This is a genomic window from Streptosporangium sp. NPDC048886 (genome assembly GCF_055586905.1).
In genome coordinates, this window is the sequence record NZ_JBVJHH010000075.1 from 1 (window position 1) to 22250 (window position 22250).

Here is a 22250-nt window from a genome sequence, read left to right on the forward strand (position 1 = left end):
GCGTTCCCGGATGACGATCTGCTGGCGGAACCCGGTCGCGGTGGCGGTGACGACCAGATCGACGCCCTTGCCGTACACGGAGGAGTAGGTGGCGGTGCTGCCGTTGAGCGTGGGCGTGGGCAACGTGCGCGGAGCGTCGATCCGGGCGGCGATGTCGCCGCTCTTGCTCCTGATCGCTTCGGTGTCGCCGCCGGCGGACAGCGTCAGACCGCCGTTGGCCGCCTTGGGCCTGATGACTCCGTCCGCCTTGACGAGGGTGGTGTCGATCGGGGTGAAGCCGTTACCGCCGGCGTTCTTGACCCGGATGGGCTCCAGGTACTGCTCCATCCGCAGGGTCTTGCCGTCGGGGTTGGCGTAGTAGGTGGCGCTCTCCGAGCGCAGTGACTCGATCTCGACGCGCCGGTTGTCCTTCTTGGCCTGCGCCAGCGCCTTGCCGGTAGGCGTGGCGGGGGCACTCGGCCGCGTCTCGGGAGTGCTCGGCGGGGTCTTGGGGGTGCTCGGCCGGGTCTTGGGGGTGGGAGGGGCGGGAGAGGTGGTGGGGGGTGGCGTGGGGCCCTGGGCGGTCGCGGGTGCGCTCATCAGCGAGAGCGGCATGGTCAGGGCCGCGATCAGGGCAGCGCGGCGGCGCGTCCGGCTGGATGGGCCGGACGCTGTTCGTGATGGGTTCACTCGAGCCTTTCGAACGTATGTGGCAAAACGGAGTGATCATCACACGTGTTGCGATCTTGAGTAAAGATCCTTTTTCAGTAACGGGAAGAGTGGGTTCCGTCACCGCCGGATCTGTGGAGCCAGCAGGGGGGCGACGTGACGAATGGTCTGGGCGGTGAATCGTCCATGATCCCTTCCTTGTTAAAATAGACAGAGGCAGCAAACAGGTACAAAACTCTGTATCGAGGGTGGGGAAGGAGATATCCCTTCGTGGGAGCACAGGGGTCGGATCCAGAGATCCCTGACCCGCAGGTGCGCGAGCGGGCCGCGGTCCGCCGCGGCATACAAGGCCCGGATCCTGGAGGAGTACGACCAGCTCGACAAGGCCGGGAAGGGTGCGCTGATGCGCAAGGAAGGCCTGTACTCATCGTTGATCTCGGGCTGGCGGATCCAGCGCGACGCGGGTGCTGAGCAGGCGCTGGCCCGCCCGGTTGGCCGCCCGAAAGCCGACCCGCGCGACAAGAAGATCACGACGCTGGAGGGGAAGTCGAGCGGCTGCGCGCCGAACTGGACAAGACCCACCAGGTGATCGAGGTGCAGGGAAAGCTCTTCGCGTTGCTGGATCAGTGACCCTCCCCTCGTACTGTGGAGATCTGGCCTAAGGGGGAGGTCGGATCGTGGGAGAGACCAAACGTAGTTTCGATCCGGAGTTTCGTGCGGGTGCGGTGCGCATCGTGCACGAGACCGGGAAATCGATCGCCTCGGTCGCCAAGGACCTGGGGATCAACGCGGGCACACTGGCCAACTGGATGCAGATGGACCGCCTGGCCCGTGAGCAGGACACCGATGGGGAGCTGTCCGAGTCCGAGCGTGAAGAGCTGGTCCGGCTGCGCTGGCAGCGGGCCGGGGGGGCCAAAGAGCGCGCAGAACTGGAGATGGAGCGTGATGACGCCCCTATGGTTGTCAAGCGGCGGCCGATGGAGGCGGTGCTGGTGACAGGGCTGCTGCGATGATCGGGAAGACCTCGCGAGCGACGTAGCGCTTGAGGCAGCGGATGATCTCTTTCTTCGATTTGCCCTCGGTGGTGCGGCGTTCGGCGTAGTCGCGGGTGCGCTGGTCACGGCTCAGACGGGTAAGGACGATGATGTAGAGCGCGCTGTTGCCGCGCCGATCGCCGCCGCGGTTGAGCCGGTGGCGGGTGGTTTTGCCGGAGGAGGCCTCGATCGGGTTGACCCCGCATAGGGCGGCGAAGGCGGCCTCACTGGTTAGCCGGTCGGGGTTGTCGCCTGCGGCGATCAGCAGAGTGGCGGCGGTGTCCGGGCCGATCCGGCCACGCCTCCCTCCCTATGGCCGCGCCCAGAGACCTGGTGCCTCGCCTCCTGCCACCAACTGGCTGATCCGCCCCGGCCTGCTGCTCCACGCCCGATCACGATGGCTTCCATCATCTTCCTCGAGCAGTGATACCGATGACATCGGGCGACCACGCCCACGTCTATCGCCGCCAACAAGTTCACCTGAGCGGAAGGCGCATTCACACCGCCGACGGCGAGCGTCGATGCCGATCTCCAGTGCCCTATCGCGACCACCGCAAAGCCGTCGCAGACGGCGATCAAGATGGGGTCGCGCAAGTCTGATCTCCGCCTGCAACGGCAGTTTAGACCGTGTCCTACATGGTGGGTTTGAGATGTCGCTTATGGCAGGTCATGGCTGCAGCGAGGGTGAGAAAGGCCAGGTAGGCATAGGGGTGACGCTCGTAACGGGGTGACAGGCGCCGGTAGCCGAACAGCCAGGAGATAGTTCGTTCGATCACCCAGCGATGGCGGCCCAGTCGCTGGCTGGACTCGACGCCCTTGCGGGCGATACGCACCCCGATGCGCTTGCCGCGCAGCCATCGCCGCAGCTCAGGATGGTCACAGGCCTTGTCGGCGTGGAGCTTGCCGATCTTGCGATACCGGCCCCGCACAGGGCTGTGTCTCAATTGGAGGGCGAGCACCATCGGCTTCAACCCGCGGCTGTCGTGGACGTTGGCCGCGGACAGGCCGACGACCAGAGGCAGTCCGGCCGCGTCCGACAGGACGTGCAGCCTGGAACCGGGCTTACCCCGGTCCACGGGCGAAGGACCTGTGTGTTCGCCCCCTTTTTTGGCGCGCACATGCGCCGAGTCGAGCACCACGCGCGACACATCCAGCAGGCCATCGCCGGCCAACCGGTCCAGGACGGCCTGGTGCAACCGCTCCCACACCCCGGCACACGACCAGCTCAAAAACCGGCGATGCACAGTGGACTTCGAGGCTCCGAAACACGGCGGCAGCGCCCGCCAGGAGCATCCGCTGACCAGCACGTAGACGATCGCGGCGAACACCGCCTCATCAGCGACACCGACGATCCCGCCGCCCTGCGGGCGCACCCGGGGCGCCGGCAGCAACGGCCGCGCGATCTCCCACAACCCCGCCGGGACGATCCAGTCCCATTGCCCGCCGCCCATGGTGAGTTCAACGACTCACCCACCATGTAGGACACGCTGTAAGCCGGTGACTCATTTGGGGATCGATCGTTAGGTCATGCGTGGATGCGTTCCTCCAACGACTGGTGCCCGATGAGCTGTGGGAGCTGTTTGAGCGCGTGGTTCCACCGGCGCCGATCCGGCCGCAAGGGGGTGGATGGCGACGGGTGGACGATCGGACGATCTTGGCGGCGATCGTGTATGTGGCGACCACGGGATGTGCGTGGCGGCAGTTGCCGCCGGTCTTCGGCGCCTCCTGGCAGACAGTGAACCGGCGCTTCGCCGAATGGAGTCAGGCGCGCGTGTGGGCAAAGCTGTACCGGATCATGCTGGATGAGCTCGGCGCTCGAGGTGAGCTGGACTGGTCACGGTGCACCATCGACTCGGTCAGCGTCCGGGCGGCCAAAGGGGGGACTGACAGGTCCGAATCCTGTCGATCGCGGCAAAAACGGGTCGAAGATCCACCTCATCACCGAACGAACCGGCCTGCCCATCTCCATCGCGATCAGCGCCGCCAACACGCATGACAGCCTGGCGCTGGAGCCGCTGATACGGAGCATCCCGCCGATCCGCTCTCGCCGCGGCCCGCGACGCCGCCGGCCCACCAAACTCCATGGCGACAAGGGCTACGACTACCCGCACCTGCGCGCCTTCCTGCGCAGTCGCGGCATCGTCCCGCGCATCGCTCGTCGAGGGGTCGAGTCCAGCCAGCGGTTGGGCCGCCATCGCTGGGTCGTGGAGCGGACCGTCTCTTGGCTGGCCGGCTGCCGACGCCTGCACCGCCGCTACGAACGCCGGGCCGACCACTTCGCATCCTTCGTCGCCATCGCTGCGGCCCTCATTTGCTACCGCCGACTCATCAAATGAGTCACCGGTGCGGCTGCTCCCCCTCACTCCTGAACACTGGCGACACCTCAAGCCGGGCGACGTGATCACCATGCACGAGATGCGGCCACCCACCGGAACAGCGCGCATCGTGGAGGTCATGCCGCCCGTGGGATATATGCGGGATGATCTTACGCAGTAGAGGCCGGGGAGAATGCTTTCGCCCTGGTGGACTGGTGGACTGGTGGACCCTGGTGGACTGGTGGAAGGGCATGTCGCCGTCGGGAACGCAGTCATCTTGAAAACCGCTAGGCCGGATCCTGGAGATCAGCTCCCTCGCTGCCCTCGACGGGTGATCGATCACGGAACCTTTTTCATCCTCGTGCGACCTCGTAGTTTGCCCGGGCATATGTGAAGATGATCACATGGCCGAGGCGATCCGCGTGGAAAGGCCTGCGTTACGCAGAGCCGTGTACTTGGGTGCGGCGCTCCTGGCTGCCATCCTTGCCGTGGCCCTGATCTGGGGTGAGGACCTGCGCTTCACCCACTCATCAGGGAATATGGAGGCGGTCGCCCGCACACTGGGGGAGGGCGTCGAACTCAGGGATCAAAGCATCGGAAGCCTCTCGTTCGAGTTCGTCCGTCGGGAGAACGACCAGGTCTACTTCTACCGAGGCAAGGGCTGGGGAGGGGACGGCTACGGCTATGTCTGGAGCCCCGCGAGCCGGCCGGGCGATGTCCGGCACGTGAAGGGGCCTTGGTACAAGTTCTGGGACGACGCGCACCAGTGAGCCGTTCCATCCTCAGGCGGCCTGGGCAACGCGGTGGTTTTGAAGGACGGCGATGGCCTTAGACGTTTTGGAGGCTCTGCCTCTGGGCTTGGAGCAAGCGAGAGATTCTGCGCACCGAGCGCGCCGAGTAGCCGTCGGTGGAGCAGCGCTGTGCCGAATACGTGCTGAAATCTCGTGAGATCGCGAGCTGGTGTGGGCGTTTATGCAGGACCTGATGCAGGCGGATGACGGCGGTTGTGACCGAGGCGCGGCGTTACCCGAGCTGTGGCCGGCGATTGCGCCGGAGAGCTCGTAGCGATGTGCCCCACTGCTCTGGTGCCTGCTGTGCGCAGCATCTGCGGTTGGCTCGCTCGCCCTTCTGTGAGGCGGGGTGGTGGGTTAGGTCAGCCTGCTCGCGGTCCTGTGAGGCGGGACGGTGGGCCGGTCAGCCCGCTTGCGACCCCGTGAGAAGGCCGCTCACCTCCTGGGCGAACCCCTCCATGTTGTCGATCATGATGTTGTGGCCGGTGTCCGGGACGGCGACCAGCCGTACCCTGGAGGCCACCAGCTCGGCCGCCCCGATGGGCTCGCCGTCCGCCTCCGGGTAGAGGTAGGCGCGTGGGATCGGCAGCCGCCGCAGCCGCTCCCGCGCGTCCGCCCGCGTGAGGTGGACCGCGCTCCGGTGCAGCGCCTCCCGTCCGGCAAGCCGCATCGTGGCCGCCCAGTGCGGCCCGACCCGCGCCAGCGTCTCGTCCCAGCCGTGCCGTACGAAGTCTTCCTCCGTGTAGGTGGCGATGCCCGAACTGCCCGGCCGCAGCGCGGGTTCGATCGGGTCCAGATTGGCGTCCACCAGCACCAGCTCGGCCACCAGCTCCGGATGCCGCTCGGCCAGGTATACCGCGATGGTCCCCCCCATGCTGTGCGCGACCACCTGCGCCGCGCGCACGTCCGCCGCCCGCAACGCGGTCGCGAGCGCGTCCGCGTGCTCCTCCATCGTGTAGCCGAACCCGGTGGGTCGGTCGCTGGTCCCGAACCCCAGCAGGTCCACGAACAGGCTCCGGTGCCCGGCCAGCTCGGGCCGGCTCGCGGCCTCCAGGAAGTACGGCGCCGCCGCCGCGCCCAGCCCGTGCACGTAAACCCGGACCGGCTCCCGCCCGGCCACCTCGGCCCAGCGGATGCGGCTCCCGTCCGGCAGCACCTGCGCATTCCTCATAAATATCGCCTCCGATATACTTAGTCATCGATGTACTAAGCCCTCGAGGTAGCATAGCGGCATGATTGAGCTGTCGATCCTGGGGTTCCTCTACGACGAGCCGCTCCACGGGTACGAGCTGCGCAAACGCGTCGCCGCCCTGACCGGCCATGTCCGGCCCATCGCCGACGGCACCCTCTACCCGGCGATCAAACGCCTGGAGCGCGACGGCCTGCTCGAACGCGACCTGCAGCCCGGCGCCCAGGCCGCGCCCAGGCACGTGCTCACCCTCACCGACGCCGGGCGCGCCGAGCTGCGGCGGCGGCTCGCCGAACCGGATGAGCCGTTCATCACCGATGAGAACCGCTGGTTCACGATGCTGGCGTTCCTGCGCCACCTCGGCGAGCCCGCGCTCCAGGCGGGTGTGCTGCGACGCAGGCTGGCCTTCCTCACCGAACCGGCCAGCTTCTTCTGGGACGGCGATCGGCCCCTGCGGGCCGCCGACTTCGACGATCCGTTCCGCAAGGGGCTGTTCACGATCGCTACCGCGACCAGCAGGACCGAGATCGGCTGGCTACGGGAAACCCTGGCCGTGCTGGGCGCCTAGATCGGCGAGCATGTGCCGCAGTCATCCGGCGGCGGGGCTGAGCGCCTGGTTGAACGCGCACACTGGGCGAGCCGTCCCCGTGCCACGCCGCGCGGAGCCGTACCGGGGCTCACGGTTGGCCCAGGCGGTCAGGACCGGCCGCACGACCTCCGCCCCGTCTCGGCCTGCCCCCTCTCGCTCCAGCCCAACCGGAATCGGCCGCCTCAAGCCGGCCGCCGAATCGGCGTCCTGGTGACCGCCCGCCAGGAGAACTCATGTCCGTGTACCGGGATCGTCCCCTCGTAGGGGTGAGGGGAACTTGTCGCATCCGGCTGTTCGCGGCTGTCACTGATCGTCTGCCGTGCAGATGCGATCGCGAGCAGTCTTCATATTTCCGTTGAGCATGATTATGCTCTGGGCAGTCCTGAAGTGGATCACACGGAGGTGCTCATGAAGAAGATGCCCATCCGCCGCAAGAGCGCGCTGCGCCTGCTGTCCGGTGCCCGCCGGCTCTGGATCGAGTGGTGCTGGTAGCTGCCGACACGGCGGGCGCCCTTGGGCGTCCGCCCCTGCGGCGATCGGCCCGGCCGTGACCGGCGGGCCGGACGGCTACGACTGCCACCGCGACCACGGGCCGTACGCCGGGGTCGCGGCCTTCCTCGGCCGGATCGCCGCCGACCGTCCCCGCCTGGCCTCCCGCCATGAAGTCGAGCTGCACGCCATCGCACCCTGGCTCGACCGCGCGGCACGACCGGCCGCCGAGGAGGAGCCGATCCGGTTCCATCCCGCCCGGCGCACCGCCTGTCTGGCCTACGGCGCGGCGGAGTACGTGGCGGCCTGGGCGGACACGCTCCGGCACCCGGTCACGGTGCGGTTCGACCACGTCGGCGAGGCCGACGAGACCACCCGCGAGCTGCTGGACGCGCTGATCCGCCGGATCGGGCCGTCCCCGGTGCGTCTGGACCTGCGCGACGGCGGCGCCCGCGAGCCGGCAGCGGCCGACCCGGCGCCGGAGGCGATGCGCACGGCCCTGGGCGAGAGCCTGGCCCGCGGCTTCTACCACCACGCTGCCCGAACCGCCCGGCGCGGGCGCGCCACGGTGACCCCGGACGGCGACCTGCGGCACTGGTGGGCGTTCACCACCGGCCTGGCCACCGCCCTGGCGGCGCTGGACCGCGCCGCCGAAGCGCTCGACCTTTACCACGAGGCGCGCGCCGCCACTGACGACCCGAAGATCACCATGTCGGCCGCGTACGCCACCGCCATGCTGTACGCCAGGCACCTGTCGGCGGCCGACCAGGACCCGGCGCAGGCGCGGCACTGGCTGGAGCAGGCGCTCCGCCTCGCGGCCGGGCTGGACGACCCGCGGCAGCGGGTGCTGTCCACCGTCTTCTACGAGCAGGGCCTGGCGCTGCTGGACAGCAGGGCGGGCGAGCCCGCCCGCGCGCTGCGGCTGATCGACGACGGGCTGGCCCGGCTGACGGCGGTGCTCGCCCCCGGCGAGCGCCCGCAGGACCTGGCCCGGCTACGTCACAACCGGGCGCAGGTGCACCTGGCCCTGGGCGACCCGGAGCAGGCCCTGGCCGACCTCGACACCGTGATCGCACACGACCCCGGCAACTGTGAGTACTACGTGGACCGGGCCGCCCTGCACCGCGCGGCGGGTCGCTCCCAGGCCGCGATCAGGGACTACGGCGCCGCGATCCGCCTGGGCCCGCATCTGCCCGAGGCGTACTACAACCGGGCCGTGCTCCAGCAGGAGCGGGGCCGTTCCGAGCGGGCGCGCGACGACCTGGAGCGCGCGCTCGCCGTCGACCCCGGGCACCTCGACGCCCGGATCGCCCTGGTCAACCTGCAGGTGGAGCGCGGCGCGCTCGACGCGGCCGAGGCGGACGCGCGGGCCGGGCTGGCGCTGGCCCCGCAGGAGCCCGCGCTGCTGTGCACCCTCGGGCTGATCCGCTCGGAGCGCGGCGGCCTCGCCGAAGCCGACGAACTGCTCACCCGGGCACTGGCCGAGGATCCGGAGCTGGTCGAGGCATGGACGAACCGGGCCGCCGTCCGGTTCGAACGCGGTGACGTGGCCGCCGCCGTGGCCGACCTGGACCGGGCGGTGGCGCTGTCGGCGGAGCCGGTGCCCCATTACAACCGGGGCACGGCGCTGATGCGGCTGGGACGGTGGGACGAGGCCGCCCGCGACTTCGCCCACGCGCTCGCCCAGCCCGGCCTGGACCGGGCGCTCCGCCGTGACCTGCGCGCGGAACTGGCCCGCTGCCGTCGCGCCATGGCCGGATGACCGCCGGCCGGGGCGGATGCCGGCGGGGGCATCACGTTCCGGCGCAGCAGTCGCACCGGGTGACTCCCGGTGGAGCAGCGCCGTGCCGAATGCGTGCCGGAGCGACCGTCGATCACGTCTGGCTGTAAGTGTTGCCGCAGCCGGACGGCATCGCGGTCAGGCCAGCTCGGCCACTACGGCGGCCAGGTCGTCGTAGGTGCGGCGGACACCCTCGGCGCTGCCCAGGCGGTGGTGCTCCAGGCGGACGGCCCCGAGATGGCGGGCCTCGTAGATCCGCGAGCGCCACACCGCAGAGGCGGAGCGGTCCAGCGCGCCGTAACCGTCGCCGTCCCAGAACGCGTCCCGCTCGGTGCCGGGCTTGGCCAGCGCCATCCGGATCGTCCAGTCCGCCGCGGGATCGCCCCACAAGGTGCGGTCCATGTCCAGGACCCCGGTGATCACGGGCTCCGGGGCCGTGGCGTCCAGCATCACGTTGACGGTCCACAGGTCGCCGGTGAGCATGCGCGGCTCCGTGATCTCGTCGATGAGCCGGTGGTGCTCGGCGGCCACGGCCGCCACCTTGCGCACGTCAGCGGCGTCCAAGCCGATACCGTCCAGGTCTGCGGCGATGTCCCGCAGGGACGCGATCACCGCCTGACTCCAGGTGGCGTGCGACGGACCGGCGACGGAGCCGAAGTGCGGGCCGCGCACCGCGTGCACCGCTCCGGCGATCGCGCCCATCTGCCGGAAGAAGCCGGGCCAGGCCGAGCGCGGATAGGCGCCGAGGCGGTCCGGGGCGGGCACGCCGTCGAGCAGGCTCTGGATCATCCAGTCCCGGCCGATCACCTCGTGTGACCAGTCCACCGCGATCACCTGCGGCGTCAGCGGCGCGATCACCGCGAGCCACGGCACGCTCGCGTACTCGTTGCGCATCAGCTGCCGCTCGGACCGGAACTGCCGCTCCGGCTCCGGGGCGACCCGCAGGACCACCGGTCGTTCCCGCCCGGTCACGGTGATCCGGTAGGTCGTGTTGTACATCCCCAGGCCCAGCTCGACGGCGGAGACGGCACGGGCTCCGGCGCCGAAGACACGGTGGCAGATCGCCTGGATCTCCTCTGCGGTCACCGCCTGCTGGAACGCCCGCGCGCTGCGCTCGATCGGCTGGAATTCCACGGGGAGGCTCCTCGGTCTGAATACGGATGCGGGCAGCCGGGATCGGTGCCGTGCCGCCGGCCAGGGGGCCGGCAGCACGGAGGCAGCGTATTCCATCTCGGCGTAGGCGGTTCCGAGTGGCCGGGCGGCTCCGCCGTCGGCGCGCGGCGGCCGGCCCGGCCACCGGCCCGGCGCGAGTGGATCCACGCTGTGGCGACCGGCATGAGCTGTGCCCACGCCGCCGTCCACGAGGTCCTACCGCACGCCAGGCTCGCGGCCGATCCGTTTCACGTGGTGATCGCACAGGAACATGACCCGGTCCCCACGCGAAGGCCCGCTGAAGGGGGAGCCTGCGGAACGCTCACCTGCCGATCGGGATCAAATGCGGTATCCGTCGTAGACATATCCGTATCCGCCGCCCATGGAGAACTTCCACCACTGCTTGCCGGCGCTGCTGATGCGTGAAGCCTCAATGAGCTTGGGGGCGGAGATCCAAGCGATAACGCTGCTACTTCCGCTGCACCAAGAATGTACGGGCGTGTCGTTCTGGAAATCCATGGACGTTGGACCTGTCGGGGAGCAGCCGGCGTCGTGCGCGCTCCCGCCGCTCGTGATCCATGACGCAAAGTGTGGGCCACCCCGTAAGCGTCCGCCAGAGCCGCGGCGGACCCGGCCGCGACCCGGATGAGGCGGACCGGGGCCAGGCGCTCGGAACGGCGATCGCTCCCCGGAAGGCGGACGGTCACGCCGCCGGGTGTTCCCGGCCATGCCGGCCACGCCGGCCGCGCACCGGCGCGGCGCCGCCGGCCCGTTCTTCCGGCCGCCGACGTCGGGGGAGTGGTCACGGCAGCCGGGTATCGCCGACCCGGCCGGGTCGGCCGAGGGCGGCGTCCGCGCCGGCGGTGGCTCCGGCCGCAGGGGCGGATGACGGTCCACGGGGCCGCGGCGGAGTCGCGGAGAGCAAGGTGAGGCGTCTGAGGCCCCATTCGATCGGGCCCCGCCGATGGCGACGCAGCCACCAGGCGCTCAGCGTCAGGAGGGCCGCGTAGATCGCCGCGGCCACACCCATCACCGCTGTCGGCGCCAGCTCGCCCGCCAGCGCCAGGCCGTATCCGGTGAAGACCAGACAGGCCAGCACCGACTGGCCGATGTAGTTGGAGGCCGCGGCCATGCCGGCAGGGGCCAGCGCGTTGCCGACCGCCGGGACGCGCTTGACCACTTCGAGCAGGGTGACCACGTAGGCGGCGGACAGCAGCAGCGAGGTCACGTTGTTGACCGCCGCGCCGACCAGCTCCATGGCGTCGTACGCCTGGGACGACCAGGTGAAGAAGACCGCGCCGGGCAGGCCGACGCCGTAACCCAGCCACAGGATCCGGGGGACCAGGTGGGCCCAGCGCTCCGGCTCCTCGAACAGCCGCGACTTGCCGGCCGCCAGGCCGAACAGGAAAAGCGCCATCGCCATCGGCCCCTGACCGATCCACACGAACATCGCGAGCATCGGATAGGTCTCCGCCTGGAACCGCAGGAAGCTCAGCGGCCCACCGGTGACCAGCGCCTCGGCCCGGGCGGCGGCCGCCGGGTCAGGGACCGGGCCCGCTCCGCCGCCCGGGTCGAGCAGGGTGAGCCCGGCCAGCAGGAGCCAGACCACCGCCGTCACGCCGATGATCCAGCAGCCGGCCTTGACGGCGGTCCTGGGCCGGATGTTGCGCATCGCCAGCAGGAGGAGACCGAGTGCGGCGTAGAGGGTGAGGATGTCGCCGATCCAGAGCAGGAATCCGTGCACCACGCCCAGGACGGCCAGGCCGAGGCAGCGGCGGAGCATGCGGACCTTGACCTTCTCGCCCCACGAGCGCATCTGCAGGGTGAAGGAATAGCCGAACAGGAACGAGAAGATGACGTAGAACTTCGTCAGCACCAGGGTGCTGACGGCGAGGGCGACAGGCCCTTCGCCGAGGGGCATGGTGCCGACGCCGACGGAGTATCCGGGATCGGCGAAGAAACCGATGTTGGCGACCAGGATGCCGCCCAGCGCGAAGCCGCGCACCGCATCGATTCCGTGGATGCGGCTGGGTGTCGGTGCCGCGGTCGGGATCATGTCCTCGATGGTAGGAATCCAGCCGGTGGCGCACATCGAACTTTGGGCGTGCGTGCTACGACCAAAGTCGGCAACCGGTACGCCGGCCTCACCGTCCGACCTCGGAAGGACGGCCGGGTGGGCCAGCCTCGGAAGGACGGCTGAACGGACCGGCTGAGACGTCACAGCGCGGCGTGGCCGTGCCGGCGCGGCGGATTCTGTCGGAGCCGTCGTTCACACTCGGTGTCCTCTCCCGTTCTCCTCCTGGAGGCTCCGATGGCGAGGCGTAGACGACCGGCACGGAAACGCACCACCCGGCGGAGCCGGAAGAAGAGCGGGATCAGCCCGCTGTGGCTGATCGTCCCGCCGGCGGTCATCGTCGTGGTGCCCGCGGCGCTCAAGGCCCTGGAATCGGCCTGGACGACGCTGCTCGGCGTCGCCGCCGTGCTCGCCGTGCTGCTGGCCGCCGCCGCCTTCGCGGTGCGCCACATGGGCGCGGCCTACCGCAGGGACGCGCTGCTACGCGCCGAGCTGGACCGGCTGGATCCGCGCCGGTTCGAGGAGCTGACGGCCGAGCTGCTGCGGCGCGACGGCTTCGGCCGGGTCCGTGTCGTCGGCGGTGCCGGGGACGGAGGCGTGGACGTCCTCGGCGTCGCACCCGGCGGCCGGCCGTACGCGATCCAGTGCAAGTACTACACGCGGGCGATCGGTCCCGGCGCGGTGCGCGACTTCGTGGGCGCGCTGCAGGCCCGGCCGTACCGCGACCATCAGGGCGTCTTCGTGACCTCGCACCGTCTCAGCGCGCAGGCCGCACGGACGGCCCGCGAGCAGGACATGATCGTCATCGACCGGGACCGGCTGGCCGACTGGCTGCTGGGCGCCTACCGCCTCGGGCCGGGCGGGGGCTCCGCACCGGCCTGGCTGGTCCGGTTGCGCGGCGGCCGCACGGCGCGGGAACGTCCGGACCAGCCGCCGGCCGCCCAAGACGACGATCTCGACCTGGGCGGGGCGGTCGCGGAGTGAGGTGGGCGCCTCCGGCCGTGTCCGGCTGCCGGCCCGGGGCTATCCGTCGGTCAGGGCGGCCTCGGCCCGGGCGAGTTCCTTCCCCGGATCCACCATCCTGGCGAGCAGCTCCAGGTCGTCCGGGTCGTAGCGCCGCCTGACCTCGCGCCAGCGCTCGGCGGCGATCCGCAGCAGCGGCACCGCCTCGGAGGGCCGGCTGAGGCGGTGCAGCACCATGCCGTAGTAGCCCGCGGTCTCGACGCCGTAGGCGCGGTCATGTCCCTTCTCCCAGGCATGCCGCAGCAGCGGCTCCGCCTCCGCGTACGCGCCGCGCTGGGCCTTCAGCTTGCCCGCGAACATCGAGGTCAGGCCCATGCCGTCCTCGGCCGCGCGCACGAACCAGCGTTCGGACTCCTGCCAGTCCTTGTGGTGGTGGGAGAGCATGCCCATGGCGAAACAGGCCTCGTGGTGGCCGAGCTCGGCGGCGCGGCGGTGCCAGTGGTCGCGCGCTTCGGGCTCGCGCAGCTCCTTGTGGAGCTCGCCGAGCCCGAAGGCGGCCTCGGCGTCGCCCGCCTCGGCCGCGGGCCTGAACCAGGCGGCCATGTGGCGGGCGGAGGCGCCGCCCCAGGCGTGCAGCATCCGCCCGTAGGCGTATCCGGCCCGCACGTCGCCGGCCTCGGCCTGCCGGCGCAGCTCGGGCAGGCGGCGCAGATCCCGGTCGGGGGGGACGGCGTCCTCCTCGCGCAGCCGGGCGACGGTGGCGAGCTGGTCCGCCACGTCCTCGCCGTTCTCGCCGGCCCTGCGGAACCACAGCTCTGCCTCGTCGAGCCGGCGCTGCCGTCTGCACAGGTTGCCGAGGTTCCACTGGGCGGACTCGTGGCCGGCGGCGGCCGCGTCCGCGTACCAGCGCTCGGCCTCCGCCAGGTCGCCGCGCTGCTCGTGGAGGACGCCGAGCACGTAGGCGGCGCCGTCGTAGCCCTGCCCGTGGGCGCGGAGGAGGAGCTCGCGGGCCTCGGGCCAGCGGTCCCGGGCCCGTACTTCCTCGACGCGGATCGCGTGGTCGACGAGCGAGGGCGCGCTGCCGAGGGCGGCGGCCCTGCGGTAGTAGCCCTCGGCCTCGTCGAGCAGGCCCGGGTAGTCCTGGAAGTGGCGCTCCATGTCGGACAGCGGAAGCAGCGCCTCGGCCGCCGCCTCCGCGTCGCCCTCCCGCTCGGCCGCCGCGAGGTCGGCGTCGACCCGGTCGAAGTCGCCGCGGATGCGCTCGAAGAGCTCCACCCAGCGGAAGACGGCGATGTCACCGAGGTCGACGTCGCTCATCAGGAACTTCGGCGCCTCGTCGAGCTTTCCCTCGCGGGCGAGGAGCCTGCCGAGCTCGATCTTGCACTCGAGGTGGCCCAGCTCCCAGCCGCGCCGGAACCAGTGGGCGGCCTCGGGGTCGCCGTCCTCCTTGAGGAGGACGCCGAGCCCGTACGCGCAGCCCGCGTCGGTCTCGGCGGCGGTGCGGTAGAGCCGCTCGGCGGCCGGCCGGTCTCCGCGGATCTTGCGGTAGCGGGCGAGGGTGAAGGCGGAGAAGGCGTCCCCGGCCGCCGCCGCCCGCTCCCAGTGGGGGACGCCTTCGTCGATGTGCCCGCCCATGACGAACGCACTGGTGAGACGGTGTGCCGTCTCGCTGTCTCCGGCGTGCGCGGCGGCGACGAGCTTCTCGCCCTCGCTCTGCGGATCGCGCGTCGGCTCCTGTGTCATGGACAGATTGTCCCAGCCGGCCGCGGGCGGTGGATCACCGCCCGCGGCCGGCCCTGCTTCCCGGCGCGGTCTCCGGGGCCCGGCGGGCGTCGCGGGCGTCCAGGGCGTCGCGGGCGTCCATGAGGGCGAAGCCGAGCAGGTTCAGGCCCCGCCAGGTGGCGGGGGAGGCGGCGCGTGCGTCGTCGGCGGTGAGCCCGATGCCCCAGACCCGGTCGACGGGGCTGGCCTCGACCAGGACCCGGCCACGGGTGCCGAGCAGGAAGTCCTTCAGCTCGGGGCGGGCGCCGAACTTGGCGGTGCTGCCGCGCACCACGATCTCGTAGCGGTGCTCGTCCCACGCGGCCTCGTCGAAGCCGCGGACCTCGCGGCCGAGCTTCTTGGCCTCGGCGGGGTGCCCGGCCGCGAGGATCCGCGCGGCGGTCTCGCCGTCGTCGAACAGCCACGCCTTGTGCGCCATCATGTAGTGCTCGGCCGACCGGAAGACGTGCCCGTCCACGGTGAAGGCGGCCTCCCACCACTGGCTGAGGCATCCGGCCCCGACACCGCCGGCACGCGGCGGCCGATGGCCCCAGAAGAACAGGTGGCGCAACCGCCGGCCGTCCCGCTCGGCGGCGACGGCCTCGGCGACCGAGCGGGGCAGCGTGCTGAGATCGGACATCGTCCTACCGTGCCATGTACGGCTACCGCCCGGCCACCGGGTTACCGGCCCTCCGGGCCGTGGCCGCCTACCCGGTCGCTCCCCGGCCGTGGCCGTCGCCGTGGCCGCCTACCCGGCCGTGGCCGTCGTCCGGCGCCGACGGCCACGGGGGCGTCCGTCCCCGGCGACGGCTACGGCAGCGTCCATTTCTGGTTGGCCTGGTTGCCGCAGTCCCAGATGATGGTCTGGGTGCCGTCGGCGGGGTTGGCGCCCTCGACGTCCAGGCAGCGGCCGGAGTTGGGGTTCTTCAGGGTGCCGTCGGGCTGGGCGGCCCAGTTCTGGGCGGCGGTGCCGTTGCAGGTCCACAGTTGGACCTTGGTGCCGTTGGCGCTGCCGCCGCCGGAGACGTCCAGGCATTTGCCCAGGGCCTTGAGGATCTGGCCGTTGACCGTCCACTGCTGGGCGCCGGTGCCGTTGCAGGTGTACAGCTGGACCTTGGTGCCGTCGGCGGTGGCGGCTCCGTTGATGTCCAGGCACTTGCCCGCCAGCCCCCTGACCGGACCGGTGCGGGCCGGCGGGGTGCCTCTGACGAGGGTGAAGTCGTCCAGGTCGAACAGGCCGGAACCGGTCCCCGCATAGGTCAGATACAGCGTCTGGGCACCCGACGGCACGCCGGTCAGGCCGGTCTGCACATCGGCGAAGGTCTCCCATCCGCCGGTGTTCGGCACGTTCACCGTGCCGAGGATCGGGCCGGTGGCCGAGCCGGTCCGGACCTGGATCGCGCCGCCCGGCCCGCCGGAGACGACCCTCACCCGGAACCCCGTCACGCCGGTCAGGTCGACGCCCGCGTACGACGACCAGTCACCGGGATCGATGTAGCCGAGCGTCCTGCCGCCGTGCGCGCCGGTCTTGCCGAACGGAGCGGCCCCGCTGACCGCGCTGTAGGACTCGGCCTCGATGGTCCTGTCCTGCGACGCGCCGATTTCCTTGAGACGGATGTGGCGGAAGGCGGCCTCGTCGCCGTCACCGTGGTTCTGGATGCCGATGTGGCCCTGCTGCAGGCTGCGCGCCGGGTCGGTGTTGGTGAAATCGTTGATCTTGGAGCCGTTGAGGAAGACCTGCACCCGCTCGCCCTCGACCAGCAGCTCGTAGGTGTTCCACTCTCCCGGCGGGTTCAGCGCGGCGTCGCGGACGGCGAGATCGGCCGACTTGAACCCGTAGACGGAGCCGGTGGTGCGGTCGGCGGAGTCGGTCGCGTCGATCTGGATCTCGTAGCCGTTGTTGACCGCCGACCACGGGTCGTCGCTCGCGGGGAAGCCGATGAACACGCCGGAGTTGTCGTCGCCGGCCAGTTTCCAGTCCAGCTTCAGCGAGTAGGAGCGCAGCTCCCTGGCCGAGTACCAGAGCATGCCCAGGCCGCCGGTGGAGGTGAGGGTGGCGTTGGCGTTGGTGAACCCGCCGGGGCCGGCCTGGGACCAGCCGGCCGTCGAACCGTCGTACAACCTGGTGTAGCCGGTCTCCGGCCGGCAGTCGGCCTCCGTCTGGCCGGCCGCGTACCGGATGCCGCCCAGCAGTTGGGCCCTGAAGGCGCTGTCGCCGTACGACTCGACGGTGTGGCCGCCGCCGGTGTAGAAGGACCGCCCACCGCCCGTGGCCTTGCACCACGTGATGGGGTGGTCGCCGCCCATCGAGCCGCCGGAGTAGGACGTCTCGTCCAGGGCTGCGAGCACGTGCGCGCTGGAGCGGGGGTTGGTGCGGTAGTTGTACCACTCGTCGGTGCGGGGCCAGGTCTGGCCGAGGTGCGCGGTCGCCGCGTGCGCCCGGTCCTCGACCTTGACGGTGGCCTGCTGGATCGCCGGGTGCGAGGCGAACCACGCGCCGACGAGGTCGCCGTAGAACGGCCAGCCGTACTCGGTGTCGGCGGCCGCGTGGACGCCCGTGAAGCCCTTGCCCGAGCCGATGTAGGACTCGAACGCGCTCTGCTGGCCGGCGTCGAGCACGTCGCCGGTGGTGTTGAGGAAGACCACCGCGGCGTACTGGCCCAGGTTGGCGGCGGTGAACGCGCCGCCGTCCTCGGTGGCGTCGACGGCGAAGCCGTTGGCCGCCCCCAGGTCGCGGATGGTCTGGATGCCCGCGGCGATCGAGTCGTGCCGGAACCCGGCCGTCTTGGAGAACACGAGCACCTTGTAGGCGCTGTCGGCGGCCGCTGCCGCCAGACCTGTGCCGGTGCAGGCGATGATCGTGATGCCCGCCACCGTCAGGGGCAACACCCGGCGCAGAAAGTTTCTCACCTTGCGTTCCCTTCTCGGGATGAAGCTCTCGGGATGGAGCTCTCGGGGTGGAGCCGTGGCGACTCCCGGGGTGGAACCGCCGGAACTCCCGGGTCGGAGCCGCCGGACACCCCAGGGCGGAGCCGCCGGACACCCCGGGGCCCGCCGCGGAGGGCCGCAGGTCAGGGCAGCGTCCATTTCTGGTTGGCCTGGTTGCCGCAGTCCCAGATGATGGTCTGGGTGCCGTCGGCGGGGTTGGCGCCTTCGACGTCCAGGCAGCGGCCGGAGTTGGGGTTCTTCAGGGTGCCGTCGGGCTGGGCGGCCCAGTTCTGGGCGGCGGTGCCGTTGCAGGTCCACAGTTGGACCTTGGTGCCGTTGGCGCTGCCGCCGCCGGAGACGTCCAGGCATTTGCCCAGGGCCTTGAGGATCTGGCCGTTGACTGTCCACTGCTGGGCGCCGGTGCCGTTGCAGGTGTACAGCTGGACCTTGGTGCCGTCGGCGGTGGCGGCTCCGTTGATGTCCAGGCACTTGCCCGCCAGCCCCCTGACCGGACCGGTCCCACCGGTGGCGCCGGCCGCCAGGGTGAACGCGTCGAGATCGTACAGCGCGCCGGAGCCGCCCTTGAACACCAGATACAGGGTGGTGGTGCCGGCGGGCCCCTTCGTCAGGGCCGTGGTGACGTTCTGGAACGTCTCCCACCCGCCGGTCACCGGCACCGGGACCGAGCCGAGCAGGGTGCCGGTGCTGGAACCGGCCCGCACCTCCAGCGTGCCGCCGGCCCCGGCGGACGAGACGCGGGCGGTGATCGAGGTGACGCCGTCCAGTTGGTAGGGCTGGAAGGCGATCCAGTCACCGTTGTGGATGTTGCCGACCGTCTTGCCGCCCTCGGCGCCGGCGTGGTTGATGGGGTCCACCCCGGACGCGGAGCCGTAGTGCTCGGCCTGGCGGTGCCGGGGCTGCAGCGTCGCCTGGGCGGTGCCCTTCAGGCCGCCCGCGTCGGTGTACTCCGCGGCGAAGATGCCGAAGGTGTTCGCCTCGGTGGAGTGCTCACCGTCCACCTGCGTCGCGATCGAGCCGGTGCAGCCGGTCTTCGAGGTGATGGCGTGTCCGTGGCTGTCGTGGCCCAGCAGGTAGGTCATCGTGACTTTGGAGCAGTCGACCGGACCGTCCTCGGGGTCGGTCACCGTGACCGCGTAGGGGACCGTGTCACCGAAGGTGAACGGCTGCCCGTTCTTCGGAGAGGTGATGGTGAGGACCGGGGCGGTGTTGCCGACCGTGATGATCACACTTGCCGTGCCGGTCGCGCCCTGCGGGTCGGTGACCTTCAACGTGGCGGTGTAGGCGCCGTTGCCCGTATAGGTGTGGGAGGGGGCCGCCGCCGTCGAGGTGCCGCCGTCGCCGAACGTCCACGAGTACGTGAGGGCGCCGCCCTCCGGGTCGGAGGAGCCGGAGGAGGAGAAGGCCACCGTCAGCGGCGCCTGCCCGGAGGTCCGGTCGGCCGCCGCCTTCGCGGTCGGCGCCCGGTTGCGGCCGGCGATGTACTCGACGCGGTACAGGGCCGAGTTGGCGTCGCCGCCGAAGTAACCGGTGCCGTAGTCCAGGACGTACAGCGCCCCGTCGGGGCCGAACGCCAGGTCCATCACCTGCTTGCCGGTGAAGGGGAAGGCGCTGATGGCCCCGCGGGAGCCGTCCGAGCCGACCTCGACGGCCTTGATCCAGCCCCGGCCGAACTCGCCCGCGAAGAACACGCCGTTCAGGGACTGGGGGAACTTGACCTCCGAGCTCGACGCGGCGTCGTAGCGGTAGACCGGGCCGCCCATCGGCGACTCGGAGCCGCCGCCGAACTCCGGCGGCGAGCCGGCGTCGCCGCCGTACTTGATCCAGGCGGGCTTCGCGGCCGGCAGGGTGGGCCGGCCGGTGTTGCGGGGGGAGTTGTTCGCCGGCCCGCCGGCGCAGTCGTACCTGGCGCCGGAGGCGCCGGAGGCGAAGTCGTACTCGTTGTACGTCTCGTTCACGGTGTTGTCGCCGGTGCAGTACGGCCAGCCGTAGAAGCCCGGCCCGGTGATCCGGTTGAACTCGACCTGGCCGCTCGGCCCCCGGGAGGCGTTCGAGGCGCCCGCGTCCGGACCGTAGTCGCCGAGGTAGACGACGCCGGTCGACCTGTCGACGCTCATCCGGAACGGGTTGCGGAATCCCATCGCGTAGATCTCGGGCCTGGTGCCCGACGTGCCGGGCGGGAACATGTTCCCCGAGGGGATCGAGTAGCTCCCGTCGCCGTTCACCTTGATCCGCAGCACCTTGCCGCGCAGGTCATCGGTGTTCGCCGAGGTGCGCTGCGCGTCGTAGGAGGGGTTGCGGCCGGTGCGCTCGTCGATCGGGCTGTAGCCGTCGGAGTCGAAGGGGTTGGAGTCGTCGCCCGTGGTCAGGTAGAGGTTGCCGGCGGCGTCGAAGTCGATGTCCCCGCCGACGTGGCAGCAGATGCCGCGGTCGGCCGGCACGTCGAGGATCCTCACCTCGCTGCCCGCCTGGAGCTTCCAGTCCGCGGTGAGGGTGAACCGTGACAGGCGGTTGACGCCCTGCCAGGCCGACCAGTCGGAGCCGGTGGCCGGGGCGTCGCCGCCCGGGGTGGACAGCGGCGGCGCGTAGTAGAGGTAGATGTGCCGGTTGGAGGAGAAGGCGGGGTCCACTCCGACGCCCTGGAGACCCTCCTCGTCATGGTTGTACACCGGCAGCGTGGCGACCACGGAGGTGTTGCCGCCGGCGTCGGTGCGCCGGAGCGCGCCGTCGCGGGAGGTATGGACGACCGAGCGGTCCGGCAGTACGGCGAGCGACATCGGCTCGCCCATCTCGGCCACGCCCTTGGCGAGGGTGACCTGCTGGTAGTCCGCCGGGTCGATGGCGGTGGCGTGTGCCGCCGGGGCGGCGGCCAGGGCGGACGCTGTGGCGCCGGCGACGAGAACAGCGGCCAGCGCCGCGCTCAGTGTCCGTTTTCTCCTGTGATACACGGGCTCTCCAGGGATGGGGGGTTTACCTGGGCGTTGGGGTGTATCTGGGCACGGCCGGACGGCACGCGAGCGGGCCGGCGGCAGGACGGCATGCGCGGTGGACGGACCGCGCCACCGGAGGTTCAGAGGTGAGCCGGTAGGGCGTTGGACGGTCGGGCGGTGGCGCCCGGACGGGACGCCGCCGAGGTGGGGGACGGCGCCGTCCGGGCGCGTGGGCGGCCGGGCCCCGGCCCGGGGAGTGGGTCGACGCCCCTCAGCGGGCGCGGCGACCGGTGACGCACGGGCTTCCGGCCGCCGGCTGCCGGGACCGTCGTGCGTACCTCCGCGCCCGTTGTTCCGCGAAGATTACGAGCCTCTCCCTTGCGGAGTTCTTTTGCCGTGAATGTAAGTACTTACGGTGGCAGCGTCAATACTTTTGATTAAGGATTCAGTACTTTTGCTGAAATATGCAGAAGTGCTCGTTCCGGTGGGGCACCTCGCTCATGCAGGGCATAACGGGACGCCTCACTTGTGCGGGGCGTGGCGGGGCGCATCTCCCGCGCTCACGCGTGAGAGGCGATCTTCCCGAGCCAGGTGGCGGCCTCCTCCGGAGGCAGGGGCCTGTCGACGCGCAGGAGCGGGCGCATCATCGGGTAGAGCCGCCCGATGTTCCAGGTCCGCGGGTAGGGCGGCGGTTTGAGGACGACCACGCGCCGGCCCTCGAAGATCGGGATGTCCGCGGGCACCCCCTCGTTCCAGATCGCGGAGCCGTAGGCGTCGACCAGGTTGAACTGGCCCCGGATCGGCCACACCTCGGGTTCGAGCGGGCCGTCGACGGCGGAGGCGACCCAGCTCGGATCGGGCCGGTCGACCCCGAGGGAGTCGCCGAGCGCGTCGGCGAGCAGGGTGTGGAGCTGGAAGTTGTCGCCGATGCCGCCGATGGTCAGCTCGTAACCGCGCCCCGTGGCGGGATGCAGGACGAGCAGGGGCTCGTCGTCCAGTACGGCGAGCAGCCGGGTGGGCCAGTCGAGGTCGTGGTCCACGGTCGTGGCGGTGGTGATCGCCTCGATGAGCCGCTCGCTGCCGGCCAGTCGGCCCCGGACCGTGCTGGACCTCTGCAGCATCGTGATGGCCGCCATCTTCCACTGGCCGATCTCGGCCCAGCCCTGGGCCAGCCGCTGGGCGTGCTCCTCGCCGACGAGAGGGGCGAGCACGGGGACGGAGACCTCGAAGGACTTGCTCTCCATCGGCGGCGGAGGCTCGTCGGGGACGGCGTCCTTCCAGATCGCGGCGTACTCGACGACCAGCTCCAGCGCCTCGGTCAGGCCCTCGCCGAGCTGCCCGGCGAGGGGGGCGGGGTCGGCGCCGAGCTCGGTCAGCCCGCCGAACAGCACGGCGAGGTGCGCCCGCAGCCCGATGGAGGGCAGCTGTTCGAAGAGGCCGGGGGCGCGGGCCACGACGCGGTTCAGATCGCCGGGGCCGGCCTGCTGGGCGGCCTGCCACAGCCCGCCCATGGCCTCGAAGAGGCCCGGGACGTCCCCGTTCGCGATGGCGCTGTCAAGATCGTCATACTTGTGATCAAGCATCGCAGA

17 protein-coding genes and 1 pseudogene are annotated in these 22250 nt (G+C 70.9%); 7 read left to right on the plus strand and 11 right to left on the minus strand.

Translation table 11 applies throughout. From position 1 onward, the window contains the following. On the minus strand, positions 1-579 hold a 579-nt coding region (locus tag ACZ6R6_RS47055; RefSeq protein ID WP_470103795.1), incomplete at its 3' end, for a peptidoglycan binding domain-containing protein. Positions 580-1051: 472 nt separating this feature from the next. On the opposite strand from ACZ6R6_RS47055, the gene ACZ6R6_RS47060 reads away from it, so the two are divergent. Then, positions 1052-1237 carry a hypothetical protein gene (locus ACZ6R6_RS47060; RefSeq protein WP_470103797.1) on the plus strand — a complete coding sequence of 62 codons (186 nt, stop codon included), beginning with the start codon at positions 1052-1054 and terminating at the stop codon, positions 1235-1237. An 88-nt stretch (positions 1238-1325) separates the two neighbouring features. After that, positions 1326-1661, plus strand: coding sequence for a transposase (locus ACZ6R6_RS47065; protein ID WP_470103798.1), 336 nt, complete (start codon positions 1326-1328; stop codon positions 1659-1661). On the opposite strand, the pseudogene ACZ6R6_RS47070 reads toward ACZ6R6_RS47065, so the two are convergent. Together ACZ6R6_RS47070 and ACZ6R6_RS47075 are read right to left on the minus strand one after the other, a co-directional pair. Further along, positions 1612-1983, minus strand: a pseudogene (locus ACZ6R6_RS47070) (transposase); the annotation flags it as partial. The gene ACZ6R6_RS47065 and the pseudogene ACZ6R6_RS47070 sit on opposite strands and share 50 nt — an antisense overlap. 331 nt (positions 1984-2314) lie before the next feature. Next, entirely contained in the window at positions 2315-3133 is an 819-nt protein-coding gene (locus ACZ6R6_RS47075; protein ID WP_470103800.1) for an IS5 family transposase, read from the minus strand. A gap of 80 nt (positions 3134-3213) precedes the next feature. Between ACZ6R6_RS47075 and ACZ6R6_RS47080 the strand changes: the two genes are divergently transcribed. Then, positions 3214-4018, plus strand: a protein-coding gene (locus tag ACZ6R6_RS47080) for an IS5 family transposase (protein WP_470103802.1) whose coding sequence is annotated in 2 segments (ribosomal slippage) — positions 3214-3566 and positions 3565-4018 — 807 coding nt in all. Because the reading frame shifts where the segments join, the coding sequence is not laid out codon by codon here. A gap of 383 nt (positions 4019-4401) precedes the next feature. Continuing rightward, a complete protein-coding gene (locus tag ACZ6R6_RS47085; RefSeq protein ID WP_470103804.1) occupies positions 4402-4767 on the plus strand; it encodes a hypothetical protein in 366 nt (121 codons plus the stop codon). 424 nt (positions 4768-5191) lie between these two features. Here the strand turns inward: ACZ6R6_RS47085 and ACZ6R6_RS47090 are convergent, their stop codons facing one another. After that, on the minus strand, positions 5192-5959 hold the full coding sequence (locus ACZ6R6_RS47090; RefSeq protein ID WP_470103805.1) for an alpha/beta fold hydrolase: 768 nt from the start codon (positions 5957-5959) through the stop codon (positions 5192-5194). A gap of 61 nt (positions 5960-6020) precedes the next feature. Between ACZ6R6_RS47090 and ACZ6R6_RS47095 the strand changes: the two genes are divergently transcribed. Together ACZ6R6_RS47095 and ACZ6R6_RS47100 are read left to right on the plus strand one after the other, a co-directional pair. Further along, the gene (locus ACZ6R6_RS47095) at positions 6021-6545 is read left to right on the plus strand and encodes a PadR family transcriptional regulator (protein ID WP_470103807.1); all 525 of its coding nucleotides are present in this window, start codon (positions 6021-6023) and stop codon (positions 6543-6545) included. Positions 6546-7113: 568 nt separating this feature from the next. Further along, positions 7114-8817: a tetratricopeptide repeat protein gene (locus ACZ6R6_RS47100; RefSeq protein WP_470103809.1), complete on the plus strand. Its 1704-nt coding sequence runs from the start codon at positions 7114-7116 to the stop codon at positions 8815-8817. A 156-nt stretch (positions 8818-8973) separates the two neighbouring features. On the opposite strand, the gene ACZ6R6_RS47105 is transcribed toward ACZ6R6_RS47100, so the two are convergent. Both ACZ6R6_RS47105 and ACZ6R6_RS47110 read right to left on the minus strand, forming a co-directional pair. Continuing rightward, positions 8974-9969, minus strand: coding sequence for a phosphotransferase family protein (locus ACZ6R6_RS47105; protein WP_470103811.1), 996 nt, complete (start codon positions 9967-9969; stop codon positions 8974-8976). Between the two features lie 820 nt (positions 9970-10789). After that, positions 10790-12043, minus strand: a complete 1254-nt coding sequence (locus ACZ6R6_RS47110; protein WP_470103812.1) for a DUF418 domain-containing protein — start codon at positions 12041-12043, stop codon at positions 10790-10792. Between the two features lie 255 nt (positions 12044-12298). On the opposite strand from ACZ6R6_RS47110, the gene ACZ6R6_RS47115 reads away from it, so the two are divergent. After that, a complete protein-coding gene (locus ACZ6R6_RS47115) occupies positions 12299-13045 on the plus strand; it encodes a restriction endonuclease (RefSeq protein WP_470103813.1) in 747 nt (248 codons plus the stop codon). A 39-nt stretch (positions 13046-13084) separates the two neighbouring features. On the opposite strand, the gene ACZ6R6_RS47120 is transcribed toward ACZ6R6_RS47115, so the two are convergent. The 5 genes from ACZ6R6_RS47120 to ACZ6R6_RS47140 form a co-directional block, all read right to left on the minus strand. Beyond that, positions 13085-14767, minus strand: coding sequence for a hypothetical protein (locus ACZ6R6_RS47120; protein WP_470103815.1), 1683 nt, complete (start codon positions 14765-14767; stop codon positions 13085-13087). Positions 14768-14801: 34 nt separating this feature from the next. Further along, the gene (locus ACZ6R6_RS47125; protein WP_470103817.1) at positions 14802-15425 is read right to left on the minus strand and encodes an NADAR family protein; all 624 of its coding nucleotides are present in this window, start codon (positions 15423-15425) and stop codon (positions 14802-14804) included. Positions 15426-15595: 170 nt separating this feature from the next. Continuing rightward, entirely contained in the window at positions 15596-17695 is a 2100-nt protein-coding gene (locus tag ACZ6R6_RS47130; protein ID WP_470103819.1) for a ThuA domain-containing protein, read from the minus strand. Positions 17696-17856: 161 nt separating this feature from the next. Beyond that, complete coding sequence (locus tag ACZ6R6_RS47135) at positions 17857-20679, minus strand: carbohydrate-binding protein (RefSeq protein WP_470103821.1); 2823 nt, start codon at positions 20677-20679, stop codon at positions 17857-17859. Positions 20680-21221: 542 nt separating this feature from the next. Further along, entirely contained in the window at positions 21222-22244 is a 1023-nt protein-coding gene (locus ACZ6R6_RS47140) for a hypothetical protein (RefSeq protein ID WP_470103823.1), read from the minus strand. Between the last annotated feature and the right edge of the window lie 6 nt (positions 22245-22250).

Excerpts from the sequence above, each read along its gene's own strand:
- ACZ6R6_RS47060 (WP_470103797.1), top strand. The coding sequence starts at position 1,052 with ATGCGCAAGGAAGGCCTGTACTCATCGTTGATCTCGGGCTGGCGGATC.
- ACZ6R6_RS47085 (WP_470103804.1), top strand. The coding sequence starts at position 4,402 with ATGGCCGAGGCGATCCGCGTGGAAAGGCCTGCGTTACGCAGAGCCGTG.
- ACZ6R6_RS47115 (WP_470103813.1), top strand. The coding sequence starts at position 12,299 with ATGGCGAGGCGTAGACGACCGGCACGGAAACGCACCACCCGGCGGAGC.
- ACZ6R6_RS47110 (WP_470103812.1), bottom strand. The coding sequence starts at position 12,043 with ATGATCCCGACCGCGGCACCGACACCCAGCCGCATCCACGGAATCGAT.
- ACZ6R6_RS47075 (WP_470103800.1), bottom strand. The coding sequence starts at position 3,133 with ATGGGCGGCGGGCAATGGGACTGGATCGTCCCGGCGGGGTTGTGGGAG.
- ACZ6R6_RS47095 (WP_470103807.1), top strand. The coding sequence starts at position 6,021 with ATGATTGAGCTGTCGATCCTGGGGTTCCTCTACGACGAGCCGCTCCAC.
- ACZ6R6_RS47120 (WP_470103815.1), bottom strand. The coding sequence starts at position 14,767 with ATGACACAGGAGCCGACGCGCGATCCGCAGAGCGAGGGCGAGAAGCTC.
- ACZ6R6_RS47140 (WP_470103823.1), bottom strand. The coding sequence starts at position 22,244 with ATGCTTGATCACAAGTATGACGATCTTGACAGCGCCATCGCGAACGGG.
- ACZ6R6_RS47090 (WP_470103805.1), bottom strand. The coding sequence starts at position 5,959 with ATGAGGAATGCGCAGGTGCTGCCGGACGGGAGCCGCATCCGCTGGGCC.
- ACZ6R6_RS47125 (WP_470103817.1), bottom strand. The coding sequence starts at position 15,425 with ATGTCCGATCTCAGCACGCTGCCCCGCTCGGTCGCCGAGGCCGTCGCC.